Here is a 20,717-nt window from a genome sequence, read left to right as displayed (position 1 = left end):
AAATTTGTGAAAATTTATCCTAAGATAATTTTTATCCTTGATATATAAGTATATTTATATAGCTTTATTTATCTCAATAATCATTATCATTTTAAGTTTAATAAATGGCCAGTGTTACCATAAATGCTACATTTTTAGTATCAATTGATAATTTTTATTTTTTAAAGTAAATTTTATATTTACTGTGATAAAGTTTTACTAAATTTATTATAGGAGATTTACTATGGCAGTAAAAATTACTGATATTTGTATTAGCTGTGACGCATGTTTAGATGAGTGTCCAGTAGAAGCAATTGTTGATAACGATGATAACCCAACTGGTGAAGATGTATATTATGTATACTCTGACAAATGTGTTGAGTGTGTAGGTCACAATGATGAGCCAGCATGTGCTGACGCATGTCCAACTGAGGGATGTATTGTATGGGATGAAGCTGGTTCAGGTTCTGTTGAAAAAGAAGACAGAGGTGAAGCTGGAACTCCTGTAGTAGAAGACTAATTTTTAGTTTTAACTATATCCAAACACTATAAAAGGTAAGTAGTTTTTTTAACTACTTGCCTTTTTTTATTTTTTTAGGTATAATCCGCGACTTAAAAAAATATTGAGGGATATACAAATATGGAACAAACACTATCAATCATCAAACCTGACGCGGTAGCTAAAAATGTTGTAGGTAAAATCTTAGACAGATTTGAATCAAATGGATTAAGAATTGCAGCAACTAAAAAAGTTCAATTAAGCAAAGCTGATGCAGAAGCATTTTATGCAGTACACGCTGAAAGACCATTTTTTGGTGAATTAGTAGAATTCATGATTTCTGGACCAGTTGTTGTAACTGTTTTAGAAGGTGAAGATGCAATGGCTAAAAATAGAGACTTAATGGGTGCTACAAATCCTAAAGAAGCAGCAGCTGGAACAATTAGAGCAGATTTTGCAGAATCAATTGATGCTAATGCAGTTCACGGTTCAGATTCATTAGAAAATGCAGCAAATGAAATTAAATTCTTCTTCTCTGACAGAGAAATTTGTTAATAAATTAAAAGTTTTTATAATTTAACATGAAAATAGAATTTAAAAAAGTACCACAAAGCCCTAAAGAATTCAGTGCTTCACTTGCTTCAGTAGAAATTGAAGGTACTTTTTGTAAAATATCGCAATCGTTAGTAAAAATTGATGCTGTATTAAAAGGTAATACACAAATCGATTGTTGCAGATGTGGTATTACAGATACTATTACTTTAAATGAAGAAGCAAATTTTTTATTAAGTGATGGTATTTATAAAGATGATTCTGAATCAGAAGATTTAGTAATCGAAATAGACAATAATACAATTGACTTTGATGAAATAATTCAAAGTGAATTAGAATCAATTAAAAGTGATTACTATCTATGTGAAAACTGTTCACATGACGATAGTGAATTTCAAAAAGAATTTTAAGGAGAAAAAAATGGCAGTACCAAAGAGAAGAGTATCTCATACTAGAGCAGCGAAAAGAAGAACTCACTATAAAATAACTTTAAAAAAACCAGTTAAAGATAGTGATGGTTCTTGGAAAATGCCTCATACGGTTAACCCAAACACTGGTGAATACAAAAGCTAATGTTAAAAATCGCAATAGATGCAATGGGTGGGGACTTCGGTCCTGAGCCTATTATTCAAGGCCTTGTTGCAGCTTTAAAACAAAATAATAACTTCACTGCAATTGCAGTTGGTAAAAAAGATGAAATTGAAGCTTTATTACCAAAACAATTTTTATCAAGAGTTGATATACTAGATACAGATGATGTAATTAGTATGCATGACTCAGCTACAGATGCACTTAAAAGAAAAGATTCTACAATTTATAAAGCTATTGAATTAGTAAGAAACCAAGAAGCTGATGCTGTTGTTTCTGCTGGACACTCAGGTGCCTCAATGTCTTTAGCAACACTTAGAATTGGAAGAATAAAAGGTGTATCAAGACCTGCTATAGCAACACTTATGCCAACAAGTGAAAACCAAAATACTTTAGTATTAGATGTTGGAGCCAATGTTGATAGTGACGCTAAAAATTTATTTGAATTTGCTGTAATGGGACAAGTTTATGCACAAGATGTACTACAACTTGACGAACCAATTGTTGGATTACTTTCAAATGGGGAAGAAGAAAGCAAAGGAAATGAAGTAACAAAAGAAGCTTATAAACTTATATCAAAAGTTCCAAATTTTGCAGGTAATGTAGAAGGTAGTGATATCTTCAAAGGAACAGTTGATGTTGTTGTTTGTGATGGTTTTGTAGGTAATATTTTACTTAAAACAGCCGAAGGTGTTGCAGATACAATCGGACAAATCATCAAAAAGAATTTAAAAAGATCTCTAATTTCAATTGCTGGTGCAGTTCTTATGAGAAAGGTATTCAAAAACTTAAAAGTAAGAGTTGATTATGCAGAATATGGTGGAGCTCCATTACTTGGAGTAAAAGCACCTGTTATTATTGCCCATGGGAAATCAAATCCTAAAGCAATACAAAATGCAATATTCCAAGCTATAAATGCAGCTAGCTCTAACTTAAATAGTCATATTGAAGAGAGATTATCACAGTATAGTAATTAATTAGATATAATAACTATACTTTTATTTAAGGATATGTAAATGACATATGCAGCTTTTAGATCTATTGGAGCTTATATTCCTCCAAAGATTATGACAAATGCAGATTTTGAAAAAATTATTGATACTAGTGATGAGTGGATTACTAAAAGAACTGGTATTAAAGAAAGAAGAATTTCTGAAGAAAACGAAGCTTCATCTGATTTAGGAGCAAAAGCAGCACAAGTTGCTATTGATAGAGCAGGAATTGCAAAAGAAGACATTGATATGGTTATCTGTGCAACTGTAACTCCTGATTATTTATGTATGCCTTCAACGGCTTGTTTAATTGCATCAAAATTAGATTTACCTCCTGTTCAAGCTTATGATATTAGTGCCGCGTGTACAGGTTTTGTATATGCTGTATCTGTAGCAAAAGCATTTATTGAATCAGGAATGAAAAAAAATGTTCTAATAATCGGTGCAGAAACTTACACATCAATTTTAGATTACACAGATAGAGGAACTTGTTTTATCTTTGGAGATGGAGCAGGAGCAGCTATAATATCAGCAACTGATGACAAAAGTGAAGCAATCGTAGATGTTAATTGTTCAAGTGATGGGAACTATGATGATTTAATCAAAACTCCTGGTGGAGGAAGTAAACATCCATGTTCACAAGAAGTAGTTGAACAAAAAATGGCTTGTATAAGAATGAAAGGAAATGAAACTTTCAAACTTGCAGTTAAAACTCTAACAGCTGATGTTGAAAAAATGATGGAAAAACACAATATTAAAAACAATGATATTGACCACTTTATTCCGCATCAAGCAAATTTTAGAATTATAAATGCAGTAGGAAAAGCTTTAGGATTAAGTGATGAACAAACTGTAGTTACTGTAGATAAATATGGTAATACATCAGCAGCTTCAATTCCAATGGCAATGAATTATGCTTATGAGCAAGGAAAAATCAAAAAAGGTGATAATATCTTATTTGATGCCTTCGGTGCAGGACTTACTTGGGGAAGTGCTTATTTCCCATTCTCACCTAAGAACTAAATAGAAGGCTAAAGCCTTTTATTTATTTTATAATACTTTCTTATTTATTTCAAAAAAATACTAACTTTGATACTATAAATACTGGACTAAAGTCATATAAAAAATTGTACCAGCAAAAATAGAAATCAAATAATTCTTAAAAATTATATGCAAAATTGCAGTAAATAAAATACCACCTATTTCTTTTAAACCATAAGGTGCAAGGGAAAAATCTACATCTTTCACGGAATAAACTATTAAAATTGTCATAATTACAGCAGGGAAAAACTTCTCAATAAATACTACATAAGAAGGAAGTTCATTTTTTCTAAAAAATAAAAATGGAAAAACTCTAGTAAAAAAGTTTACTACTGCCATTATAGCAATTGCTATATATATTTCAATTCCACTCATTGTTCAATCTTTCTTCTAAAAGTAAACATCAAAATAAGTGCAACAACAATTGAGACAATTAACATCTTATCACTTGGTATAAAAATAAGTGAAAATACAGAAGCTATACCTCCTACGATAAAAGGAGTTATATTTTGTAAACTTTTATACTGTTCAATACATAAAACTACAAAAAGTGCTGTTAAAGAAAACTCTAATCCTGCTGTATTAAACTCTATATTTGAACCAATTATGGCTCCAAAAGTACATCCTAAGAACCAATAAGATTGATTAAAAGCTGTTAAAAAAAAGTAATACCATCTTTTTTTTAACTGTTCATCATCTTTAATTGTTGTTAAAAGCGCATAGGTTTCATCAGTTAGACCAAAAATCAAATAAGGCTTTAATTTTCCTGTTTTTTTAAATCTTTTAAGCAAAGATAATCCATAAAAAGATTGTCTTATATTTATAAACCATGTTGCTATTGCTATATCTACATATCCAGCTTTTAAATTAAAAAAGTTTATAGCTACAAATTGTAATGCACCTGCATAAATGAAAAGTGACATTATAGGAGCTAAATACCAAGGATAATCAAAGGATACAAGAAGCAAACCAAATGCAAAGCCTAAAACTGCATATCCCATCATAACAGGAATTGATACTTTAAATGCAGTTTTTATCTCTCTTTCATACTTCAATACTTATACCACCTATTTATCAAACTTTTTATTATTTGGATTATTTTTAAAAATATTCATTGATTTTTCTTTAGGATCCTTGTTAAACTTATCAACAGTTGCCACTGAATTAATATATAAAATTGATTCATCAACAACTATTTGAAATACACTATGAAGTGGTATCTTAACAACTGAACCAAAATTTTCACTTCCAAAACCTGCTTCAAAACTTATAGAATCATTTGTTAACTCTATTGTTGTATATGTATAATTACTTAAAATAAAAAGTGAAAATTTTTGAAGTTGTTCTTTTATAGAGTTTGGTAAAGTTGGGTTAAACTCAATTGGTTCAATATTTGCTGTTATTGAAAACTCTTGATTTTTTTCTAAAAGAAACTTTATTGTTTCAAACACTTGTTTTTGTACTAAGTTTTTATAATTTACATCTTCTATTATATTATTTATCATTCTATTAATATCCATTTTAAAATTTTAGTGGTATTATAACCTATGAAACGAATATTTTTGCTTATTTTAATACTTTATAATATTACTTTTGCTTATGAGTTTAAACTAAATAAAGATGATATTAAATATATTCAAGAATCAAAAAAACAATCTTTTATAGTGAATAGATTGAAAAAGTACAAGACTCTAAAAGAGGAAGTTGTTGATTATACTTTAATTAGAAAACTTTCACATATAAATGCTTTCTTTAATAAAATTCTACCAAAACATGATATTAAAGCAAATTCATCAATTGATCATTGGGCAACTCCTAAAGAGTTTCTAATACAAGGTCATGGGGATTGTGAAGATTATGTTATAAGTAAATATTTCACACTACTAGAACTTGGTATTAAAAAGAAAAATCTTTATTTTGCAGTTGTAAAAGTAAAAGGTGAACGAGATTATCACATGGTATTACTTTATGTAGAAGATAAAAAGAAAAGCCCTCTTGTTTTAGATAATCTTAGTTTTAAAGTAATTCCTTTTAACAAAAGGAAAAAACTAATTCCCCAATTTGCATTTAATGAAATAGATGCTTATAAATTTACAAAAGATGGTTTTACTAAAAAAGTAAAAATAAATTGGGGAAATGAAAATAAATGGCAAAAACTCCTTATAAGAGTTTATGAAAAAAATGAATAAATCTCAAGTTCGTCAAAATCTATCATTGCATTCATTAAAGCAAACTTTTCACACTTTTGAAGCATCTGGATACTTATATCTTTTTCATATAGTTTTCCTTGTGATATAAGTCTTGCTCTTGTTGTACCTTTTAGTAAAGGTTTTTTTGGACTTATCCATCTATTATCATAAAAAATTGCTATATTAGCAATGGAAGTATCTGTTATAAATCCATCTTTAACAATGATTATTTCATCACAATTATCTTTTTTAGCATATAATTCATCTAGTTTTTCTCTATTTAGATATTTTTTTGAGTAGTCTATATTTTCATCATAAACTAATTTAAAAGTTTTTATATCTTTTTTCTTATACTCAAAATAGTTTACATCTAAAACACCTGACTCATCATATATTAATTTACATCTTAAAAGTTTATTTGATAAAGGATATATATATTCATTTAAATTTATATTTAAACCAACTGTTTTAGCAATTCTTTCTTGATGATACTCTAAGTTAAAAACTTCAAAATCATCACACTTAATAGTTTCAAAATACACTTTTTCTTCTTTTATAATCAATTTAAATTTAAAAGATATAATAGCTAAACTTTATTTTAAGGCTTCTCATGCAAAAGAAATATCAGAAGATTATTAATAGTTTTAAAGATTTTGATAATACATATAAATATGCTTTTATAGGAATTCCAAAAGGTTTTGGTGGCTTAAAAGAACACTATTTTGGTACACTTCAAAATTTTAAAAAACTATATCCAAACTTTAAAGCAAAAAATAAAATTCCTACAGTTTTATTTTTACATGGATCTGCTGGATTAAATAAGGGTGTTATTTATAGAAAATGGATTGTTGAAAAAGCAAATTTTATTTTCTTTTGTCCTAATTCGTTTAAAGTAAAAAATAGACCAACGTATGAAACACCTACAAAACTTAAAAATTACGAAAAAGTTCATAAGTTTAGACAAGCAGAAATACACCACAACTTACAAAAACTTCAAAATATAAGCTTTATAGATATAAAAAATATATTCTTAATGGGTAATTCAGAAGGTGGTTTAGCCGTAGCTTCATTTAAAGGAAGAGAGTTTAAAGGTAGAATTATAACTGCATACTCTTGTGAAAACTCATACTATTCAAAAAATTTTGAAATAGGTGCAAATAAAAATGAACCTATTTTAAATATTATTGGAACACATGATGAATATTTTTCAAATAGTGCAAATCCTACAAAAAATTATGATGTGGAAGGGCACTGTACAAAAGCTCTAAGAAAATATAAAAATGCAAAGGTTATAATACTGCCTCAAACTAAACATGATATCATTTCTAATATCTATGTAAAAGATGATATTATAAGCTTTTTAAAGCTTTGGAGTAAAGAAGCTTAAAGACTTCTTTTACTTTACAAACACTTGTGCTACATCTTTTGAGTATTGAAGTTCACTAGTAATTCCAACACAAGAGCAATTAATCTCTGATAATACATATTTATCAGACCCATCTTTATTATAATCTAAAATATAATCCATAGTCCATAATAATGGATAGTTTTGACCTCTTAGATATGGTTTTAAAACTTCTAAACCTTCTTTAGTTAAATCAATTACATCTTTCCATTTAGGTTCATCTGGCGATTCGTATTTATATTTAGCCCCAGAAAAAAGTGTTGCAGAGAATTGACCTTCTTGAGGTTTCTTATGTACTACAGAAATTGGTTTATCATTTACTAATAAAACTCTTATTTCACCTTCCTTAATTCTTTCTAAATATCTACAACCAACAAACCCTACTTTTCCTTGGAAATATTCAGCATACTCACTATCATCTTCAAAGTTCTTCTCAAATTTTGAGATAAACTCATGAATATCATCAAAAAAGAATTTTTCATTATTTACAGCTTCTGTGGAAATAATCGAACCATCTTCTTGTTGTCGTACAAGATAAACACCTTCACCTGTTGAACCATAATTTGTTTTTAAAACTCTTATTCCATGTTTTTTTAAATCAGCTGGAAATTTTGATGCGAAGTCAGGAAAGTTATGGTAAAAATATGATTCATCATCGCCTAAAACACTACCTTTTAATTTTGCTAAGATATCTTTAAAATCTAAATTAATCATAACATCAGGGTGAGTATGAATTTCAACACCACTATCCCCTAAAGCTTTTAAAAATTGGAAATATTCATCAACTTGTTTTAAATTACCAGGATTAATCCTTGAAATTACAGCAAAAGCATTTTGTTTTAAATACTCTAATAATTGATATTTTTTATTTGGCTTAAAAAATACAATTTCAGTTTTAAAAGAAGTAACTTCTTCTATTGCTCTTAAAATTGGTTTAGTATCCGGTCTAAAACCATCAAAACCTTTATCACTACCCTTTTGATACTCAATAATAAAAACTGTATCTGCTTTTTTCATTTATTACTATCCTATTTAAAATATAAATAAGATTATAAAATTATTTGATTACATTAAAGTTACAATTTAAAAAGGTAAATATATTTTGTCAAGTAGCTCTTCATACTCTAAATTGGCATTAGAATCACAAGTTATTCCACCACCACTTTTATAGTATTGATTATTATTTTTATCTTCTTGTATAAATCTTATCATTACAGAACTATCAAAGTTTTCACCATCATACACTCCAAAAATACCTGTATAGAAATCTCTTTCATAACCTTCTATTTCTTTTAAAAGTTCAATTGTCTTTTTCTTTGGAGTTCCTGTTATTGATCCAGCAGGAAGCATCGAGGTTATTATTGTTCCTAGTTTTTTTTGCCAATTTTCTTCTAAATTTGCAGATATCTTAGAACTAACTTGTAAAAGTTTTTTATTCCCAGCATTTATCTTATCAATATATCTAAACTCATCTACTCTAACTTTTGAAGCCACAACTCCTAAGTCATTTCTTAATAAGTCAACTACCATAGTATGTTCAGCCATTTCTTTTACATCACCTAAGATTTTGGCTTTTGCATTAGATATACTTGAATCAATAGTTCCTTTCATCGGATAGGTATAGATTTTATTTTTTTTTATTTTTACAAATCTTTCAGGAGAAAAACAAACAAAGTTATCATCTTTATTTTTATATCTTAACTTAAATTTTGCATCTACTTTCTCATATATTTCATCAAGAGAAAAATTAGTTTTTATTTTTGTTTTAGCAGTAAGATTTAAAAGATATGTATTTCCTTCTCTTATTTGATTTTGTAAAAAATCAAATTTTTCTTTATACTCTTTAAAAGATATTGGATATTTTTCTACTTTTGTTTGATGTTTATTTTTATTCTTACTTTTTGAATTAATTTCAAACTTTATTCTATTAGGTAAGGTAGAAATCTTATTTATGTAGAATTTTGTAAAGTCATAAGATATTGTAAAAAAAAATGGCTCATTTAATGAGCCATATTTATTTATTTCTTCTTCAATTAGTTTTTTATTCAATTTCTACTTTTTTATTGTAAAACTAGTTTTTTAAGTGCAGCCATTCTAATAGCAACACCATTTGTAACTTGTTCTAATACTTTATTTCTAGGGTCTTTTAGCATTTCATCTGAAATATCTACATTTCTATTTACAGGACCTGGATGTAATAATAAAATATCTCTATTTCCCATTACTTCACTTGTAATACAGAAATCTTTTGCATATTCATTTAAAGACTCAAAATATACTTGGTTGTGTCTTTCTAACTGAGTTCTTAAACTCATAATAATATCTACATCATCAATTACATCATCTAAACTTGTATATGTTTCAAAATCATTACCTTCATATCTAAAACATTCAGGAGATACAAAACAAACATCAATACCAAATTTTGGTAATAATCTTTTATTTGAACCTGCAACTCTTGAAGTTCTTACATCACCAACGATAGCAATTTTTTTACCATCAGTTTGACCTTCAAAGTGTTCATGTATTGTAAACATATCTAATAGTGCTTGTGTAGGATGAGCGTGTTTTCCATCTCCTGCATTTAAAATAGGACAATCTACAAAATCAATTAGTTTATCAGGAAGTCCACACTCAGAATGTCTTATGATTAAAGCATCTGGTTTCATCGCATTAATATTAGCAACTGTATCAAAGATTGTTTCACCTTTTGAAGTTGAAGAAGTTCCAACATCTAAAGATACAACCTCAGCACCAAGTCTTTTAGCCGCTATTTCAAAAGAACTCCTAGTTCTAGTTGAATTCTCAAAAAACAAAGTAACTATAAGTTTTCCTTTTAAAGTTTCATTATATTCAAACTTTAAAAACTCTCTTGCGTCGTTAAATAAACTTAAAATCTCTTCTTTAGAAAAATCAGAAGTCCTGATTAAATGCTGCATTTTTTCCCTTTAATTTTAGTTTTTATTTTACCCAAATTGAGTTTAAAGAAAAAATAGTCTTTTCAAAAGCAATTGTTAACATATCGTTTAAATTATTTTGATATAATCTTTTCTAATTTATAAAGTATTTAGGAAAAAAAATGATAGAACAATTAGATAAAGATTATGTACTTCAAACTTATGCAAGAAACTATGTAAACTTTAAAAAAGGTATAAATGCAACTTTATTTGATGAAAATGATAAAGACTATATAGATTTCACATCAGGTATAGGTGTTGTTTCAGTAGGTCATGGAAACAAAGAAGTAGCAAATGCTATTTATGAACAAGTAAGTAATATTACTCATATTTCAAACCTTTTTGCTATTGAACCACAAGCAAAATTAGGTGAAAAAATTGCTAAATTATCAGGGATGGATGTAGCAACTTTTTTTGCAAACAGTGGAGCTGAAGCAAATGAAGGAGCTATTAAATTAGCAAGAAAATATGGTGAAACAAATTTTGATAACAAAAGATATAAAGTTATCACATTAGAACACTCTTTTCATGGAAGAACAATAACAACAGTAAAAGCTACAGGTCAAAGCTCTATGCACACACCAAGCTTTTCTCCATATCCAGATGGTTTTTTATATAATAATAAGATTGAAGATATTTATAACTCTATTGATAATGAAACAGTAGCTGTTATGATAGAACTTGTTCAAGGGGAAGGTGGAGTTCAACCTTTTGATAAAAAAGAGATACAAGAATTAGCAAAGTTTTTAAAAGAGCAAGGAATTTTACTTATTATTGATGAAGTTCAAACAGGAGCTTATAGAACAGGAGAATTCTTAGCAACAAATCTTTATGAAATTGAGCCTGATATTATTACAATGGCAAAAGGTTTAGGTGGAGGTGTTCCAATTGGGGCAGTTGTAACAAAACATAAAGATTTATTTACTTATGGGGATCATGGTTCTACTTTTGGAGGTAACTATTTAAGTTGTGCTGCTTCATTGAAAGTATTAGAAATTTTAGATAACTACAAAGATTCAGGTAAATTAGATGAAACAATCATTTATTTTCAAGATAAATTAAATGAAATTTATGAAGCAAATAAAGATATCTTCACACATAGTGTTGGATTAGGACTTATGAGAGGACTTAGAGTAAAAGATGCCAATACTCTAGCTTCTATTATAAAAGAAGCATTTAATGAAGGTTTATTAGTTTTAAGAGCTGGTAAAAATACTTTAAGAATGTTACCTGTTTTAACTATTTCAAAAGAAGAAATTAATGAAGGATTTAAAAGGCTTGAAAATGCACTTTCTAAAATCAAATAAAATTAAACTACTTTTATGTAGTTTAATTGGTGTAAATTTATTAGCAAATAGTAGTTTTGATGAAGAGATTTTATCAGACAGTAGAAAAAAGACTTTTACATTAGATGAAAAACAAGCAAAAGAAGATAGTGCAAAATTAAAAAAAGATTGGATAAATCCCATAACTTTGCAGTACAAAAAAAATTTAGGTGATGATTATAAAGGTGAAACATCTTTAATATCTATCAATCAGCCTATTTTTCAAAGTGGTGGGATTTATCAAGCAATTAAATATGCTAACTCAACATATAAATATTCTAATCTTCAAATACAACAACAAAGAAAGCTTTTAATAAAAGATGCTTTAAATTTACTTTTCCAAATAAAGAAGCTAGATTTGAATATTCAAAAAACAAAATTAACTTTAGCAAATGCAAAAATAGATGTAACTAGAAAAAAAGAACAGGTTTTAAATGGCTTTTTAGATAGTTCATTTTTAGATAATGCCCTACTTACTTTAAATAGTTCAAAACACACTTTAGTTGATTTAAAATATCAAAAACAAGAGCTTATAAATAGTTTTAATAATATTGCCGCAGGAGATTATAAACAATTTAAACTTCCTAACTTTGAACTAATTTCAAAAAAAGAGTTCTTAGAAAAGAATATAGAACTTGATAAAGCAAAAGCCTCTATTGAAAAAAATAAAAACTATTCATATATGACTATGGCTAGATATTTACCAAGTGTAAATGTCTTTTATAACTATTCTAAAACACATTATACAGATGGAAAGCCAAAAGTAGGTCAAACAAATGAACAAACTTATGGTTTATCAATTAGTATGCCACTTGACTCAAGAGCTTTCAATGATATAGAAAGTAAAAGAATTGAATATTTAAAATCTAAATTAAATCTAAAAAATAAGATTGATGATGAAAAAAGTTTTTTTAAAACAAAAATAGATAAACTTAATATGTTAAACGAAAGATTAAAAATTACTAAAGAAGATTTAGATCTTTATAATTCTATTTTAAAGATTATTAAAGAAGAAAAAGAAGCTCAGATTAAAACACAAAGTGATTATGATACACTTAAAAACTCCAGAGATATTAAATTTTTAGATGAAAAAATTTATAAAATAGATAAACAAATTATTCTTTTGGATATGTACGCTAAAATTTTCTAAACAAAAGAAGGGAAGTTTATGAAAAAACTAAACTATATTACTTATTGGATTATAATACTTCCCATTGTAGCTGTAATTTTAACTTCTTCTATTTTAACTTATGAATTTATTTCTTATGAAAATAAAAAACTAGTTGAAGAGATTGAAGATACTAAAAAAAAGCATATAAAAGAAATTAAAAACCGAATTAAAAACCGAATTAATAGAACTATTACTTTAATTCAAACACAAGTTGAACTAAATAAAATTGAAGAAAAAAAAGATATTAAAAACATTGTAAATATAGCTTATGAAACAATGAGTCAAATATACAAACAATATCAAGATAAACCCAAAGAATTCATCCTAGAAAAAATAAAAAAAAATTTAAGAGAACAAAGATTTTATGCTAATTTAAGTGGTTATTATTTTTTAATTGATTTAAAAGATAAAGTAATTATGCAACCTCAAACACCTTCACATGAAGGTAAAATTCTTACTAAACTTCAAGATGTAGAGGGTAAATATTTTATACAAGAGTTTAGAAATATTGCCCTAACAAAAGAATCTGGTTTTATTACTTGGCATTGGCATAAACCGCAAACAAATAAAGTTGGAGAAAAACTTGGGTATATAAAACTATTTAAACCTTTAGGGGTATATATAGGTACAGCAAGATATAAAGAAGATATTAATAAAAAAATCAAAAAACAAATACTTAGTATTATTGATAGCATTAGATTTAAAAAAAATGAATATATTTTTGCCATAAATTCAAAAGGAACAACACTTTCACATATAAATAAAGCTTTTGTAGGGAAAAAATATGAAGAACTTTCACAAATAGAAAAAAAAGTTGTAGATATTGTACTAAAAAAAGCTATTAATAAAAATGGTTCATTTTTAAACTACACACCAACTAGCCATAATATTTCTAAAAACTTATCTGAAAAAATTTCTTTTGTAAAAAAAGTACCAAATTTTGATTTAATTCTTGGAACAGGTCAATATACACTTACCATTCAAGAAGAGTTAGAAAGAAAAAAAAGTGAATTAGAAAAAGAAGTTAGAGTTACAAAAAATAAGATTATAATTATATCTACAATTATTAGTTTATTCCTTATTCTTATACTTATTTTTATTTCAAGAAAAATTGATACACAATTTAATATTTATGAAAAAGAACTTCTTAAAAATAATTTAAAGTTAAAGAAACTAAATGAATCTTTAGAATCTAAAGTAAAAAAACAAGTATTAGAAATAAGAAGAGCTGATGATATTTTAAATCAACAATCAAAACTAGCTTCTATGGGGGAAATGATAGGAAACATTGCACATCAATGGAGACAGCCTTTATCAACAATTTGTACTATCGCATCTGGAACAAAATTTGAAGATGAATTAAACACTTTAAATAAAGAAAAACTTTATAAAAATTTAGACTCCATAGTTTCAAATACTAAGCATTTATCTCAAACAATAGAAGACTTTAGAAGTTTTTTTAAAAAAGACAAAGTAAAAAAAAGCTTTTTTGTAAAAGATATTATAAAAAAAGTAATAAACTTAATGTCTGCAAGTTTTAAAAATAAAGAGATTATTATTGAAGTAGATATAAAAGAAAATATTAAAATTTGTGCCTTAGAAAATGAATTAACCCAAGCTATATTAAATATACTAAATAATTCAAAAGATGCTTTAGTAGAAAAAAACTTAGATATAAAAATTATAAAAATAAAATCATATATAAAGAATGAAAAGGTTTATATTGAAATATTAGATAATGGTGGGGGAATAAAAAAAGATATTATTGATAAAATTTTTGAACCTTACTTTACGACAAAATTTCAAGCACAAGGTACAGGTATAGGCTTATATATGACAAGAACTATAATAGTAAATCATATACAAGGACAAATAGATGTTAAAAATATTAATTTTAAATATAAAGATAAGACCTATAAAGGTACATTAATGAGAATAATAATAGATAATAAGTAAAAAGAGATAAACTCTTTTTACCTTACTTACTTTTAAAATTTAAATAATATTCAATTTCTGATGGAGTTAAAATTTTAATAGTATTTGTACTTCCTGGCATTCCAACTGGATAACCAACAGTTGCTACATAAGTTTCACTTTTATCAAGTAAACCTTTTGAATCTAAAGCCTTTAACATTTTTTGGAACATTTTAGAAGCCTGCCCTTCTTTTATTGTATCTACAGGTCTTACACCCCAAATTGCTGTTAATGATGATAAAACCTTTCTTTTATGTGTAAATGCATAAATTGGTGTTCTAGGTCTGTATCTTGACATCTTAATAGCTGATTTACCAGAACTTGTTAAGGCTAAAATTCCTTTTGCACCTAAATCATCAGCAAGTCTAGTAACAGTTGCTTGAATTACATCAAAATGATCTAAATAATCAAATTTAGATTGTTTGTCAAAATTATAAATATCTTCTGTTCTTGCGATAATATTACTCATTGTATCAACAACATTTATAGGATCTTCTCCTACAGCACTTTCTTCACTAAGCATAACAACATCTGTTCCATCTAATACTGCATTTGCTACATCTGAAATTTCTGCTCTTGTTGCTCTTTCATTATGAGTCATAGATAAAAGCATTTGCGTTGCAGTAATTACAGGCATTCCTACGCTATTTGCTTTTTTGATTAACATTTTTTGAATAGTTGGAACATCATAATAAGGTACTTCAATTCCTAAATCACCTCTTGCTACCATCAATCCATCAGATGCTTCAATAATTTCATCTATATTTTCAACAGCATCAAATTTTTCAATTTTTGCTATTAATTTACCTTTATAACCTTTTAGAAGTTTTCTAGCTTTTTTCATATCTTTTGCATTTTGAACAAAAGAAATAGCAAAATAATCAACTTGATTCTCAACACCCCAAGCAATATCTTTTTCATCTTTTTGAGTAATAACATCAATATCTATTACAGTATTTGGGAAATTAACCCCTTTTCTTGAAGATAAAATACCGTGATTTTCAATTTTTGCTTTTACCTCATCACCTGTACTAATTACTTTTGCTCTAATAGTTCCATCATATAAGTAAATATACTCATCTACTTTAACCTTGGCTAAAATATCTGGATAGTTTATTGATACTATATATTTTTTATCAGCTTCTTTATATCCAACTATCTCTTCTTTTAAAAAAGTTATGATATCTCCTCTATGTAATTCAAAAGGTTCTTTTAAATCTCCGATTCTAACTTTTGGACCTGAAATATCTTGTAAAATACCTACTGTTCTATCTAGGTTTTTCATTGCTGCTCTAATATTATCAATAGTTTCTTTATGGTATTCATGACTTCCATGAGAAAAGTTTAATCTAAACATATTAGCACCTGCTTTTATTAAACCTTCAATTACTTCAATACTATGGCTTGATGGCCCTAATGTTGCCAAAATTCTCGTTCTTTTTTCCACAGTTTCTCCTTTTTTTCGTAAGAATATTATATCAAAATTTAATTACATATTAATTACGTTTTATAACACAATTATTTCACACTTGATATGTTAAAATATTAATATCAAAAATAAAGGTTTCAAAATGAAATATTTTAATTTAAAAACTTTTGTATCATCTCTTGCAGCTATAGCATTACTTAGTGGATGTACATCAGGTTCAACAGGAAATCAAACGATAGACAACAATCAAAGAGCAATAATAGGTACAACAATTGGTGCCTTAGCTGGTATTGCACTTGGTAACAATATTGGAGGAGGAAGCAAAAGTAGAAATAAAACTGTTGGTGCTCTTGCAGGGGCTGCTATTGGTGGATATATTGGATATAGAATGGATCAACAAGCAAAAGAAGTTGCAGATAGTTTAAATACAACTGTAAATAATAATCCAAATGCAGTACTTGATCCAAGCCAAGACTTAATAGTATCCCATACAGATAACTACGTAAAAATCATGTTTAGAGATGATATGATGTTTGCTACAAACTCTTCAATACCAACACAAAGTGCTAAAAATAAAATAGCGAAAGTAAATAGTGTTTTACAAAAATATCCAAATACAATAGTTCAAGTTGTAGGACATACAGATAGTAGAGGAACATATCAATATAATAAAACATTATCTGAAAAAAGAGCTACAAATGTAGGTAATACTATCTATAACTCAGGAGTTAAAAACCAAATCTTCTCAAAAGGTTGTTCTTTTTCAAAACCTGTAGCACCTAACACAAACTCTACAAATATGGCTTTAAATAGAAGAGTTGAGGTATTTTTATATTCTAATGCAAGTGCTGTAATTGATACTTGTAAATAAATAGAAGTTTTACTTCTATTTATCATTTCATCTTCAAATAAACTTTTAGATACAATACTTTTATGATTAGATTTAATGACTACTTTAATGACTGGCTATATGGGGAAAATGGATATTATTCAAACTATAAACAAATAGGAAAAGAAGGTGACTTTTTCACATCTGTTTCTACAAGTTCTTTTTTTGGTGGAACAATAGCAAAAAAACTAATTGATTCTATTGAAAAAAATATTATTCCCAAGAATACTACTTTAGTTGAAATTGGTGCACATCATGGATATTTATTTGCTGATATAATTCAATTTATTTATACCTTAAAGCCTGAATTATTAAATACTTTAAACTTTGCGATAGTTGAAAGGTTTGAAAATTTACAAACTCAACAAAAAAAATATATTCAAGAATCTTTTGGAGATATAATAAAACTAAAACACTATAATGATATAAGTGAAGTAAAACTTGAAACTGCTTTTATAGTAGCAAATGAAATTTTTGATGCCTTTGCTTGTGATTTAGTATATACAAATAAAGATGGTATTTTACAAAATGCCATAGTAGATAATCACAAAATAAAATTTGAAGACTGTTCAGATTTAAAACTACTTGAACACTGTGAAAAATATAATATTGAAAAAGGTGAGGTTTGTTTAGATTATAAAAACTTTGTTGAAATATTATGTAAAAATATACAATCTTTTGAATTTATAACTTTTGACTACGGAGATAAATATCCAAGAAATGATTTTTCTACAAGAGTTTATGAAAAACATAATGTTTACCCTATTTTTGAAGAAGAAATAAATTTAAAGCAACTTTTTAAAAAAAGTGATATTACTTATGATGTTCATTTTAATTACCTGCAAGATTTATTTGAAGAGCAAAATATAAAGAAGGCTAGTTTTAATACTCAATTAAAATTCCTTGTAGAATTTGGTATTTTAGATTTATTAGAAATATTAAAAGTAAATGTTGATGAAAATACCTATTTAAGAGAAACTCAAAAAGTTAAAGTTTTACTTGAACCAACAGGAATGGGTGATAGATTTAAAGTTTTAAACATAATAAAGTAGATTATATTATACTTTATTATGTCAATTAGTTACAAATTTTATTCATTGAGTTTTTTTTTATTATATTTTAAATCTTGTAAATCTTAATTTGTTATAATTTCGTATGAGAACCTATAACTTCAAAATAGATAATAAATGTTCTAAAGAAGAAATTGATTTTAAATTTTTTCAAGACTATAAAAATGTTTTAATACAAGTTTTTTGTGGAAACAATAAAGAACACTTTCAAAAAACTCTTAATTATATAAAAAAACAATTACCAAATGCAATTTGTATAGGAAGTTCTTCTGATGGAGAAATCTATGAAAAAGAAGTATTTACAAAATCAACTATTGTTTCTATTTCTGTTTTTGAAAATACTTTTATTAAAGCTGCTATTAGTACAAATAAGAACTCTTATAATAAAGGCGTAGAATTAGCAAAAAAACTAATAGTTGATAATACAAAACTTTTAATACTTTTTACAAACTCTTTAAATATAAATGCTGAAGATTTTTTAAATGGTATAAATAGTGTAAGTAAAGATATTATAATTTGTGGAGCTATGGCAGCAGATAATGGAAAGTATAAAAACACTTATGTATCTTGTGAAGATAAAATATACAAAAGCTCAGCAGTTGGAGTATCTTTAAATTCAGATATCTTAGAAGTAAAAAATGATTTTAGATTTAATTGGTCTTCAATTGGAATTGAGCATGAAGTTACAAAATCAACTAATAATAAAGTATATGAGATAAATAATTTAAACGTAAGTGACTTTTATAGAAAATATTTAGGTTCAAATATACATAAAACTCTTCCTGAGAGTGCAACTACTTTTCCTCTTTTAATAAAAGATAATAAAAAATTTAAAGCAAGAGCTTTAATGAAAATAAATAAAGATGGAAGCTTTCAATACACTGGAAATATAAAAAATAAAGACAAAGTTAAATTTGGATTTGGGAATGCTGAGGTAATTTTAAAAAAACCAATTATTAAAGATCTAAAAAATTTTACAAATACTGAAAGCTTTTTTATATATTCATGTTTAGCAAGAAGAAGATATATGCCTCATTTAATCTCTCAAGAAAGCAAAGCTTACGCAAATATAACTAATACTTGTGGTTTTTTTGCAAATGGTGAATTCTTTTATGAAGATGAAAAGGCAAAACTTTTAAATCAAACTTTTACAGTTATTTCATTAAGTGAAAACCCTCATCGAAATAATTTTTCGATTAATACTCTAAAAGATACAAATAAACAAGATGATTTTTATACAAGAAATATTAAAACTTTAACTCATTTAATAGAAGCTTCATCAAAAGATCACGATGAGCAATCAAGAAAATTAGAACTTGAAAAAATAAACTCACAGATGCTTTTAACATCTCAAAAAATATTTTTAAGACATGCTGTACATGAAACAAATACACCCTTATCTGTAATTATGAGTAATATTGAGCTTTTTGAAATGCAATATGGTAAAAATAATTACCTATCAACAATTGAAGTTGCCTTAAAAAATATTTTTAATATTTATGATGATTTAAGTTATTTAGTAAAAAAAGATCAAGTTTTATATCCTAGAAAAAAAATAGATTTAGTGGATTTTATTCGTTCTAGAATTGATTTTTTCTACCAATCTGCAAAACAAATTGGCTCAGAGATTAAATTTTTTAGTGAAAAAAACTCTTTAAATTTTGAATTTAATGAAACGAAACTTCAAAGAATTATTGATAATAATTTGACAAATGCTATTAAATATACAGAAGAAAATTCAAATATTTATATCTCATTAAAAAAGGAAAAAGAAAACTATGCCCTAGTTATCTCAAGTTGTTCTCAATACATTCAATATCCAGAAAAAATATTTAAAGAATATTATAGAGAGACATCAACTAAAAAAGGTTTTGGATTAGGACTAAGTTTAGTCAAAAGAATATGTGACGAAGAAAATATTGATATTAAAATAGATTCTAATGAATACTTTACTTCATTTAGATATCTTTTTAAGGAAAGAGAAATAATATGAGAATCTTACTATTAGAAGATGATGTAATGCTAAACAGAGCAATAACTGAATTTTTACAAAGTAGAAAATATGAGGTTAGAACAGCAAGAGATGGAAATAATTGCCTTAGAATTCTTGAAGAAGAAAGCTTTGATTTACTTATTTTAGATATAAATGTTCCAGATATAAATGGCTTTGAAGTTTTAGAATTTTTGCATGAAAGGAATAAGGTAACTCCTACTATTTATATATCTGCACTTATAGATATTGAAGATATTTCAAGAGCTTTTGAACTTGGTTGTTATGATTATTTAAAAAAACCTTTTCATTTAAAAGAGTTATCACTAAGAATTGATAAGATAGCTCAAGCAAAAATGTTACCACAAAAAGACAAAAAATTATCAAATTCTTATACATTTAACCCAAATACCTTAACTCTTTTGTATAATAACGAAGTTCAAAGTTTAACAAAGAGACAAATACAAATTATTCAACTTTTAACAAAATTTAAAAACTCTGTTGTAAATTATGACATGTTTAGAGAATTTGTTTGGAATGACGAAATTGATAATGCCACTATTAGAGCAGAAGTTAATAGAGTAAAAAAATCTTTAAAAGAAGATTTTATTACAAATGTTAGAGGTCTTGGATATATGATTGAATACAAAAAAGAGAAGGTTTAAAT

The 20,717-nt window shown here is 26.5% G+C and carries 23 protein-coding genes; 15 read left to right on the top strand and 8 right to left on the bottom strand.

From position 1 onward, the window contains the following. The first annotated feature begins 223 nt into the window (after nucleotides 1-223). The 6 genes from ACH5BH_RS09850 to ACH5BH_RS09825 all read left to right on the top strand — a co-directional run bounded on the left by ACH5BH_RS09850 (nucleotide 224) and on the right by ACH5BH_RS09825 (nucleotide 3,633). Nucleotides 224-499 carry an NADH-quinone oxidoreductase subunit I gene (locus ACH5BH_RS09850; RefSeq protein ID WP_404306692.1) on the top strand — a complete coding sequence of 92 codons (276 nt, stop codon included), beginning with the start codon at nucleotides 224-226 and terminating at the stop codon, nucleotides 497-499. A gap of 120 nt (nucleotides 500-619) precedes the next feature. Next, the gene (gene ndk / locus ACH5BH_RS09845; RefSeq protein ID WP_404306694.1) at nucleotides 620-1,033 is read left to right on the top strand and encodes a nucleoside-diphosphate kinase; all 414 of its coding nucleotides are present in this window, start codon (nucleotides 620-622) and stop codon (nucleotides 1,031-1,033) included. A gap of 26 nt (nucleotides 1,034-1,059) precedes the next feature. Further along, the gene (locus tag ACH5BH_RS09840; protein ID WP_404306696.1) at nucleotides 1,060-1,440 is read left to right on the top strand and encodes a hypothetical protein; all 381 of its coding nucleotides are present in this window, start codon (nucleotides 1,060-1,062) and stop codon (nucleotides 1,438-1,440) included. Between the two features lie 10 nt (nucleotides 1,441-1,450). Then, nucleotides 1,451-1,603, top strand: coding sequence for a 50S ribosomal protein L32 (gene rpmF, locus ACH5BH_RS09835; protein ID WP_404306698.1), 153 nt, complete (start codon nucleotides 1,451-1,453; stop codon nucleotides 1,601-1,603). After that, complete coding sequence (plsX, locus tag ACH5BH_RS09830; protein ID WP_404306700.1) at nucleotides 1,603-2,595, top strand: phosphate acyltransferase PlsX; 993 nt, start codon at nucleotides 1,603-1,605, stop codon at nucleotides 2,593-2,595. The genes rpmF and plsX overlap by 1 nt, the downstream gene beginning before the upstream one ends. 39 nt (nucleotides 2,596-2,634) lie before the next feature. Further along, a complete protein-coding gene (locus tag ACH5BH_RS09825; RefSeq protein ID WP_423298226.1) occupies nucleotides 2,635-3,633 on the top strand; it encodes a beta-ketoacyl-ACP synthase III in 999 nt (332 codons plus the stop codon). A 72-nt stretch (nucleotides 3,634-3,705) separates the two neighbouring features. On the opposite strand, the gene ACH5BH_RS09820 is transcribed toward ACH5BH_RS09825, so the two are convergent. The 3 genes from ACH5BH_RS09820 to ACH5BH_RS09810 are packed head-to-tail and all read right to left on the bottom strand — an operon-like array spanning nucleotide 3,706 to nucleotide 5,156. Beyond that, nucleotides 3,706-4,026, bottom strand: a complete 321-nt coding sequence (locus ACH5BH_RS09820) for a branched-chain amino acid transporter permease (RefSeq protein ID WP_404306704.1) — start codon at nucleotides 4,024-4,026, stop codon at nucleotides 3,706-3,708. Further along, nucleotides 4,023-4,706 (bottom strand): AzlC family ABC transporter permease, encoded by a 684-nt coding sequence (locus tag ACH5BH_RS09815; RefSeq protein WP_404306706.1) that lies wholly within the window; start codon nucleotides 4,704-4,706, stop codon nucleotides 4,023-4,025. Before ACH5BH_RS09815 ends, ACH5BH_RS09820 begins: the two co-directional genes overlap by 4 nt. 12 nt (nucleotides 4,707-4,718) lie before the next feature. After that, a complete protein-coding gene (locus tag ACH5BH_RS09810; RefSeq protein ID WP_423298225.1) occupies nucleotides 4,719-5,156 on the bottom strand; it encodes a hypothetical protein in 438 nt (145 codons plus the stop codon). Between the two features lie 42 nt (nucleotides 5,157-5,198). On the opposite strand from ACH5BH_RS09810, the gene ACH5BH_RS09805 reads away from it, so the two are divergent. After that, complete coding sequence (locus ACH5BH_RS09805; RefSeq protein ID WP_423298224.1) at nucleotides 5,199-5,840, top strand: transglutaminase-like cysteine peptidase; 642 nt, start codon at nucleotides 5,199-5,201, stop codon at nucleotides 5,838-5,840. On the opposite strand, the gene ACH5BH_RS09800 is transcribed toward ACH5BH_RS09805, so the two are convergent. Beyond that, nucleotides 5,822-6,382, bottom strand: coding sequence for an aminotransferase class IV family protein (locus ACH5BH_RS09800; protein ID WP_423298223.1), 561 nt, complete (start codon nucleotides 6,380-6,382; stop codon nucleotides 5,822-5,824). The genes ACH5BH_RS09805 and ACH5BH_RS09800 overlap by 19 nt on opposite strands. 68 nt (nucleotides 6,383-6,450) lie before the next feature. Here ACH5BH_RS09800 and ACH5BH_RS09795 point away from each other — a divergent pair, with 68 nt between their 5' ends. Then, nucleotides 6,451-7,227, top strand: coding sequence for a hypothetical protein (locus ACH5BH_RS09795; protein ID WP_423298222.1), 777 nt, complete (start codon nucleotides 6,451-6,453; stop codon nucleotides 7,225-7,227). A gap of 9 nt (nucleotides 7,228-7,236) precedes the next feature. Here the strand turns inward: ACH5BH_RS09795 and ACH5BH_RS09790 are convergent, their stop codons facing one another. The 3 genes from ACH5BH_RS09790 to ACH5BH_RS09780 form a co-directional block, all read right to left on the bottom strand. Then, a complete protein-coding gene (locus tag ACH5BH_RS09790; RefSeq protein ID WP_404306715.1) occupies nucleotides 7,237-8,262 on the bottom strand; it encodes a Cj0069 family protein in 1,026 nt (341 codons plus the stop codon). 66 nt (nucleotides 8,263-8,328) lie between these two features. Next, nucleotides 8,329-9,294, bottom strand: coding sequence for an aminodeoxychorismate synthase component I (locus ACH5BH_RS09785; protein WP_423298221.1), 966 nt, complete (start codon nucleotides 9,292-9,294; stop codon nucleotides 8,329-8,331). A gap of 11 nt (nucleotides 9,295-9,305) precedes the next feature. Then, complete coding sequence (locus tag ACH5BH_RS09780) at nucleotides 9,306-10,184, bottom strand: aspartate carbamoyltransferase catalytic subunit (RefSeq protein WP_404306719.1); 879 nt, start codon at nucleotides 10,182-10,184, stop codon at nucleotides 9,306-9,308. A gap of 140 nt (nucleotides 10,185-10,324) precedes the next feature. Here ACH5BH_RS09780 and ACH5BH_RS09775 point away from each other — a divergent pair, with 140 nt between their 5' ends. From ACH5BH_RS09775 to ACH5BH_RS09765, 3 genes are read left to right on the top strand one after another with little or no spacing between them, the layout of a single operon-like run. Then, nucleotides 10,325-11,509, top strand: a complete 1,185-nt coding sequence (locus ACH5BH_RS09775; RefSeq protein WP_423298220.1) for an aspartate aminotransferase family protein — start codon at nucleotides 10,325-10,327, stop codon at nucleotides 11,507-11,509. Continuing rightward, entirely contained in the window at nucleotides 11,487-12,677 is a 1,191-nt protein-coding gene (locus ACH5BH_RS09770; RefSeq protein WP_423298219.1) for a TolC family protein, read from the top strand. The genes ACH5BH_RS09775 and ACH5BH_RS09770 overlap by 23 nt, the downstream gene beginning before the upstream one ends. An 18-nt stretch (nucleotides 12,678-12,695) precedes the next feature. Further along, nucleotides 12,696-14,654 (top strand): sensor histidine kinase, encoded by a 1,959-nt coding sequence (locus ACH5BH_RS09765; protein WP_423298218.1) that lies wholly within the window; start codon nucleotides 12,696-12,698, stop codon nucleotides 14,652-14,654. Between the two features lie 22 nt (nucleotides 14,655-14,676). On the opposite strand, the gene pyk is transcribed toward ACH5BH_RS09765, so the two are convergent. Then, the gene (gene pyk / locus ACH5BH_RS09760) at nucleotides 14,677-16,119 is read right to left on the bottom strand and encodes a pyruvate kinase (protein WP_423298217.1); all 1,443 of its coding nucleotides are present in this window, start codon (nucleotides 16,117-16,119) and stop codon (nucleotides 14,677-14,679) included. A gap of 124 nt (nucleotides 16,120-16,243) precedes the next feature. Here pyk and ACH5BH_RS09755 point away from each other — a divergent pair, with 124 nt between their 5' ends. The 4 genes from ACH5BH_RS09755 to ACH5BH_RS09740 all read left to right on the top strand — a co-directional run bounded on the left by ACH5BH_RS09755 (nucleotide 16,244) and on the right by ACH5BH_RS09740 (nucleotide 20,715). Beyond that, nucleotides 16,244-16,972 carry an OmpA family protein gene (locus tag ACH5BH_RS09755; RefSeq protein WP_404306729.1) on the top strand — a complete coding sequence of 243 codons (729 nt, stop codon included), beginning with the start codon at nucleotides 16,244-16,246 and terminating at the stop codon, nucleotides 16,970-16,972. Nucleotides 16,973-17,034: 62 nt separating this feature from the next. Continuing rightward, nucleotides 17,035-18,042: an SAM-dependent methyltransferase gene (locus ACH5BH_RS09750; protein ID WP_423298216.1), complete on the top strand. Its 1,008-nt coding sequence runs from the start codon at nucleotides 17,035-17,037 to the stop codon at nucleotides 18,040-18,042. 103 nt (nucleotides 18,043-18,145) lie between these two features. Then, nucleotides 18,146-20,053, top strand: a complete 1,908-nt coding sequence (locus tag ACH5BH_RS09745) for an FIST N-terminal domain-containing protein (protein ID WP_423298215.1) — start codon at nucleotides 18,146-18,148, stop codon at nucleotides 20,051-20,053. Then, nucleotides 20,050-20,715 carry a response regulator transcription factor gene (locus ACH5BH_RS09740; protein WP_423298214.1) on the top strand — a complete coding sequence of 222 codons (666 nt, stop codon included), beginning with the start codon at nucleotides 20,050-20,052 and terminating at the stop codon, nucleotides 20,713-20,715. The genes ACH5BH_RS09745 and ACH5BH_RS09740 overlap by 4 nt, the downstream gene beginning before the upstream one ends. Nucleotides 20,716-20,717 lie beyond the last annotated feature (2 nt).

It is taken from the genome of Arcobacter rhizosphaerae (assembly GCF_049472155.1).
GTDB lineage: Bacteria > Campylobacterota > Campylobacteria > Campylobacterales > Arcobacteraceae > Arcobacter_B.
This window is presented reverse-complemented; position numbering and strand designations above follow the sequence as displayed.

What these genes read in the sequence shown, in the direction of transcription:
- ACH5BH_RS09745 (WP_423298215.1), top strand. Translation starts at nt 18,146, where the DNA reads ATGAGAACCTATAACTTCAAAATAGATAATAAATGTTCTAAAGAAGAA.
- rpmF (WP_404306698.1), top strand. Translation starts at nt 1,451, where the DNA reads ATGGCAGTACCAAAGAGAAGAGTATCTCATACTAGAGCAGCGAAAAGA.
- ACH5BH_RS09770 (WP_423298219.1), top strand. Translation starts at nt 11,487, where the DNA reads ATGCACTTTCTAAAATCAAATAAAATTAAACTACTTTTATGTAGTTTA.
- ACH5BH_RS09805 (WP_423298224.1), top strand. Translation starts at nt 5,199, where the DNA reads ATGAAACGAATATTTTTGCTTATTTTAATACTTTATAATATTACTTTT.
- ACH5BH_RS09810 (WP_423298225.1), bottom strand. Translation starts at nt 5,156, where the DNA reads ATGATAAATAATATAATAGAAGATGTAAATTATAAAAACTTAGTACAA.
- ACH5BH_RS09775 (WP_423298220.1), top strand. Translation starts at nt 10,325, where the DNA reads ATGATAGAACAATTAGATAAAGATTATGTACTTCAAACTTATGCAAGA.
- plsX (WP_404306700.1), top strand. Translation starts at nt 1,603, where the DNA reads ATGTTAAAAATCGCAATAGATGCAATGGGTGGGGACTTCGGTCCTGAG.
- ACH5BH_RS09850 (WP_404306692.1), top strand. Translation starts at nt 224, where the DNA reads ATGGCAGTAAAAATTACTGATATTTGTATTAGCTGTGACGCATGTTTA.
- ACH5BH_RS09790 (WP_404306715.1), bottom strand. Translation starts at nt 8,262, where the DNA reads ATGAAAAAAGCAGATACAGTTTTTATTATTGAGTATCAAAAGGGTAGT.
- ACH5BH_RS09840 (WP_404306696.1), top strand. Translation starts at nt 1,060, where the DNA reads ATGAAAATAGAATTTAAAAAAGTACCACAAAGCCCTAAAGAATTCAGT.
- ACH5BH_RS09755 (WP_404306729.1), top strand. Translation starts at nt 16,244, where the DNA reads ATGAAATATTTTAATTTAAAAACTTTTGTATCATCTCTTGCAGCTATA.
- ACH5BH_RS09750 (WP_423298216.1), top strand. Translation starts at nt 17,035, where the DNA reads ATGATTAGATTTAATGACTACTTTAATGACTGGCTATATGGGGAAAAT.
- ACH5BH_RS09780 (WP_404306719.1), bottom strand. Translation starts at nt 10,184, where the DNA reads ATGCAGCATTTAATCAGGACTTCTGATTTTTCTAAAGAAGAGATTTTA.
- ACH5BH_RS09820 (WP_404306704.1), bottom strand. Translation starts at nt 4,026, where the DNA reads ATGAGTGGAATTGAAATATATATAGCAATTGCTATAATGGCAGTAGTA.
- ACH5BH_RS09740 (WP_423298214.1), top strand. Translation starts at nt 20,050, where the DNA reads ATGAGAATCTTACTATTAGAAGATGATGTAATGCTAAACAGAGCAATA.
- ACH5BH_RS09825 (WP_423298226.1), top strand. Translation starts at nt 2,635, where the DNA reads ATGACATATGCAGCTTTTAGATCTATTGGAGCTTATATTCCTCCAAAG.
- ACH5BH_RS09795 (WP_423298222.1), top strand. Translation starts at nt 6,451, where the DNA reads ATGCAAAAGAAATATCAGAAGATTATTAATAGTTTTAAAGATTTTGAT.
- ACH5BH_RS09765 (WP_423298218.1), top strand. Translation starts at nt 12,696, where the DNA reads ATGAAAAAACTAAACTATATTACTTATTGGATTATAATACTTCCCATT.
- ndk (WP_404306694.1), top strand. Translation starts at nt 620, where the DNA reads ATGGAACAAACACTATCAATCATCAAACCTGACGCGGTAGCTAAAAAT.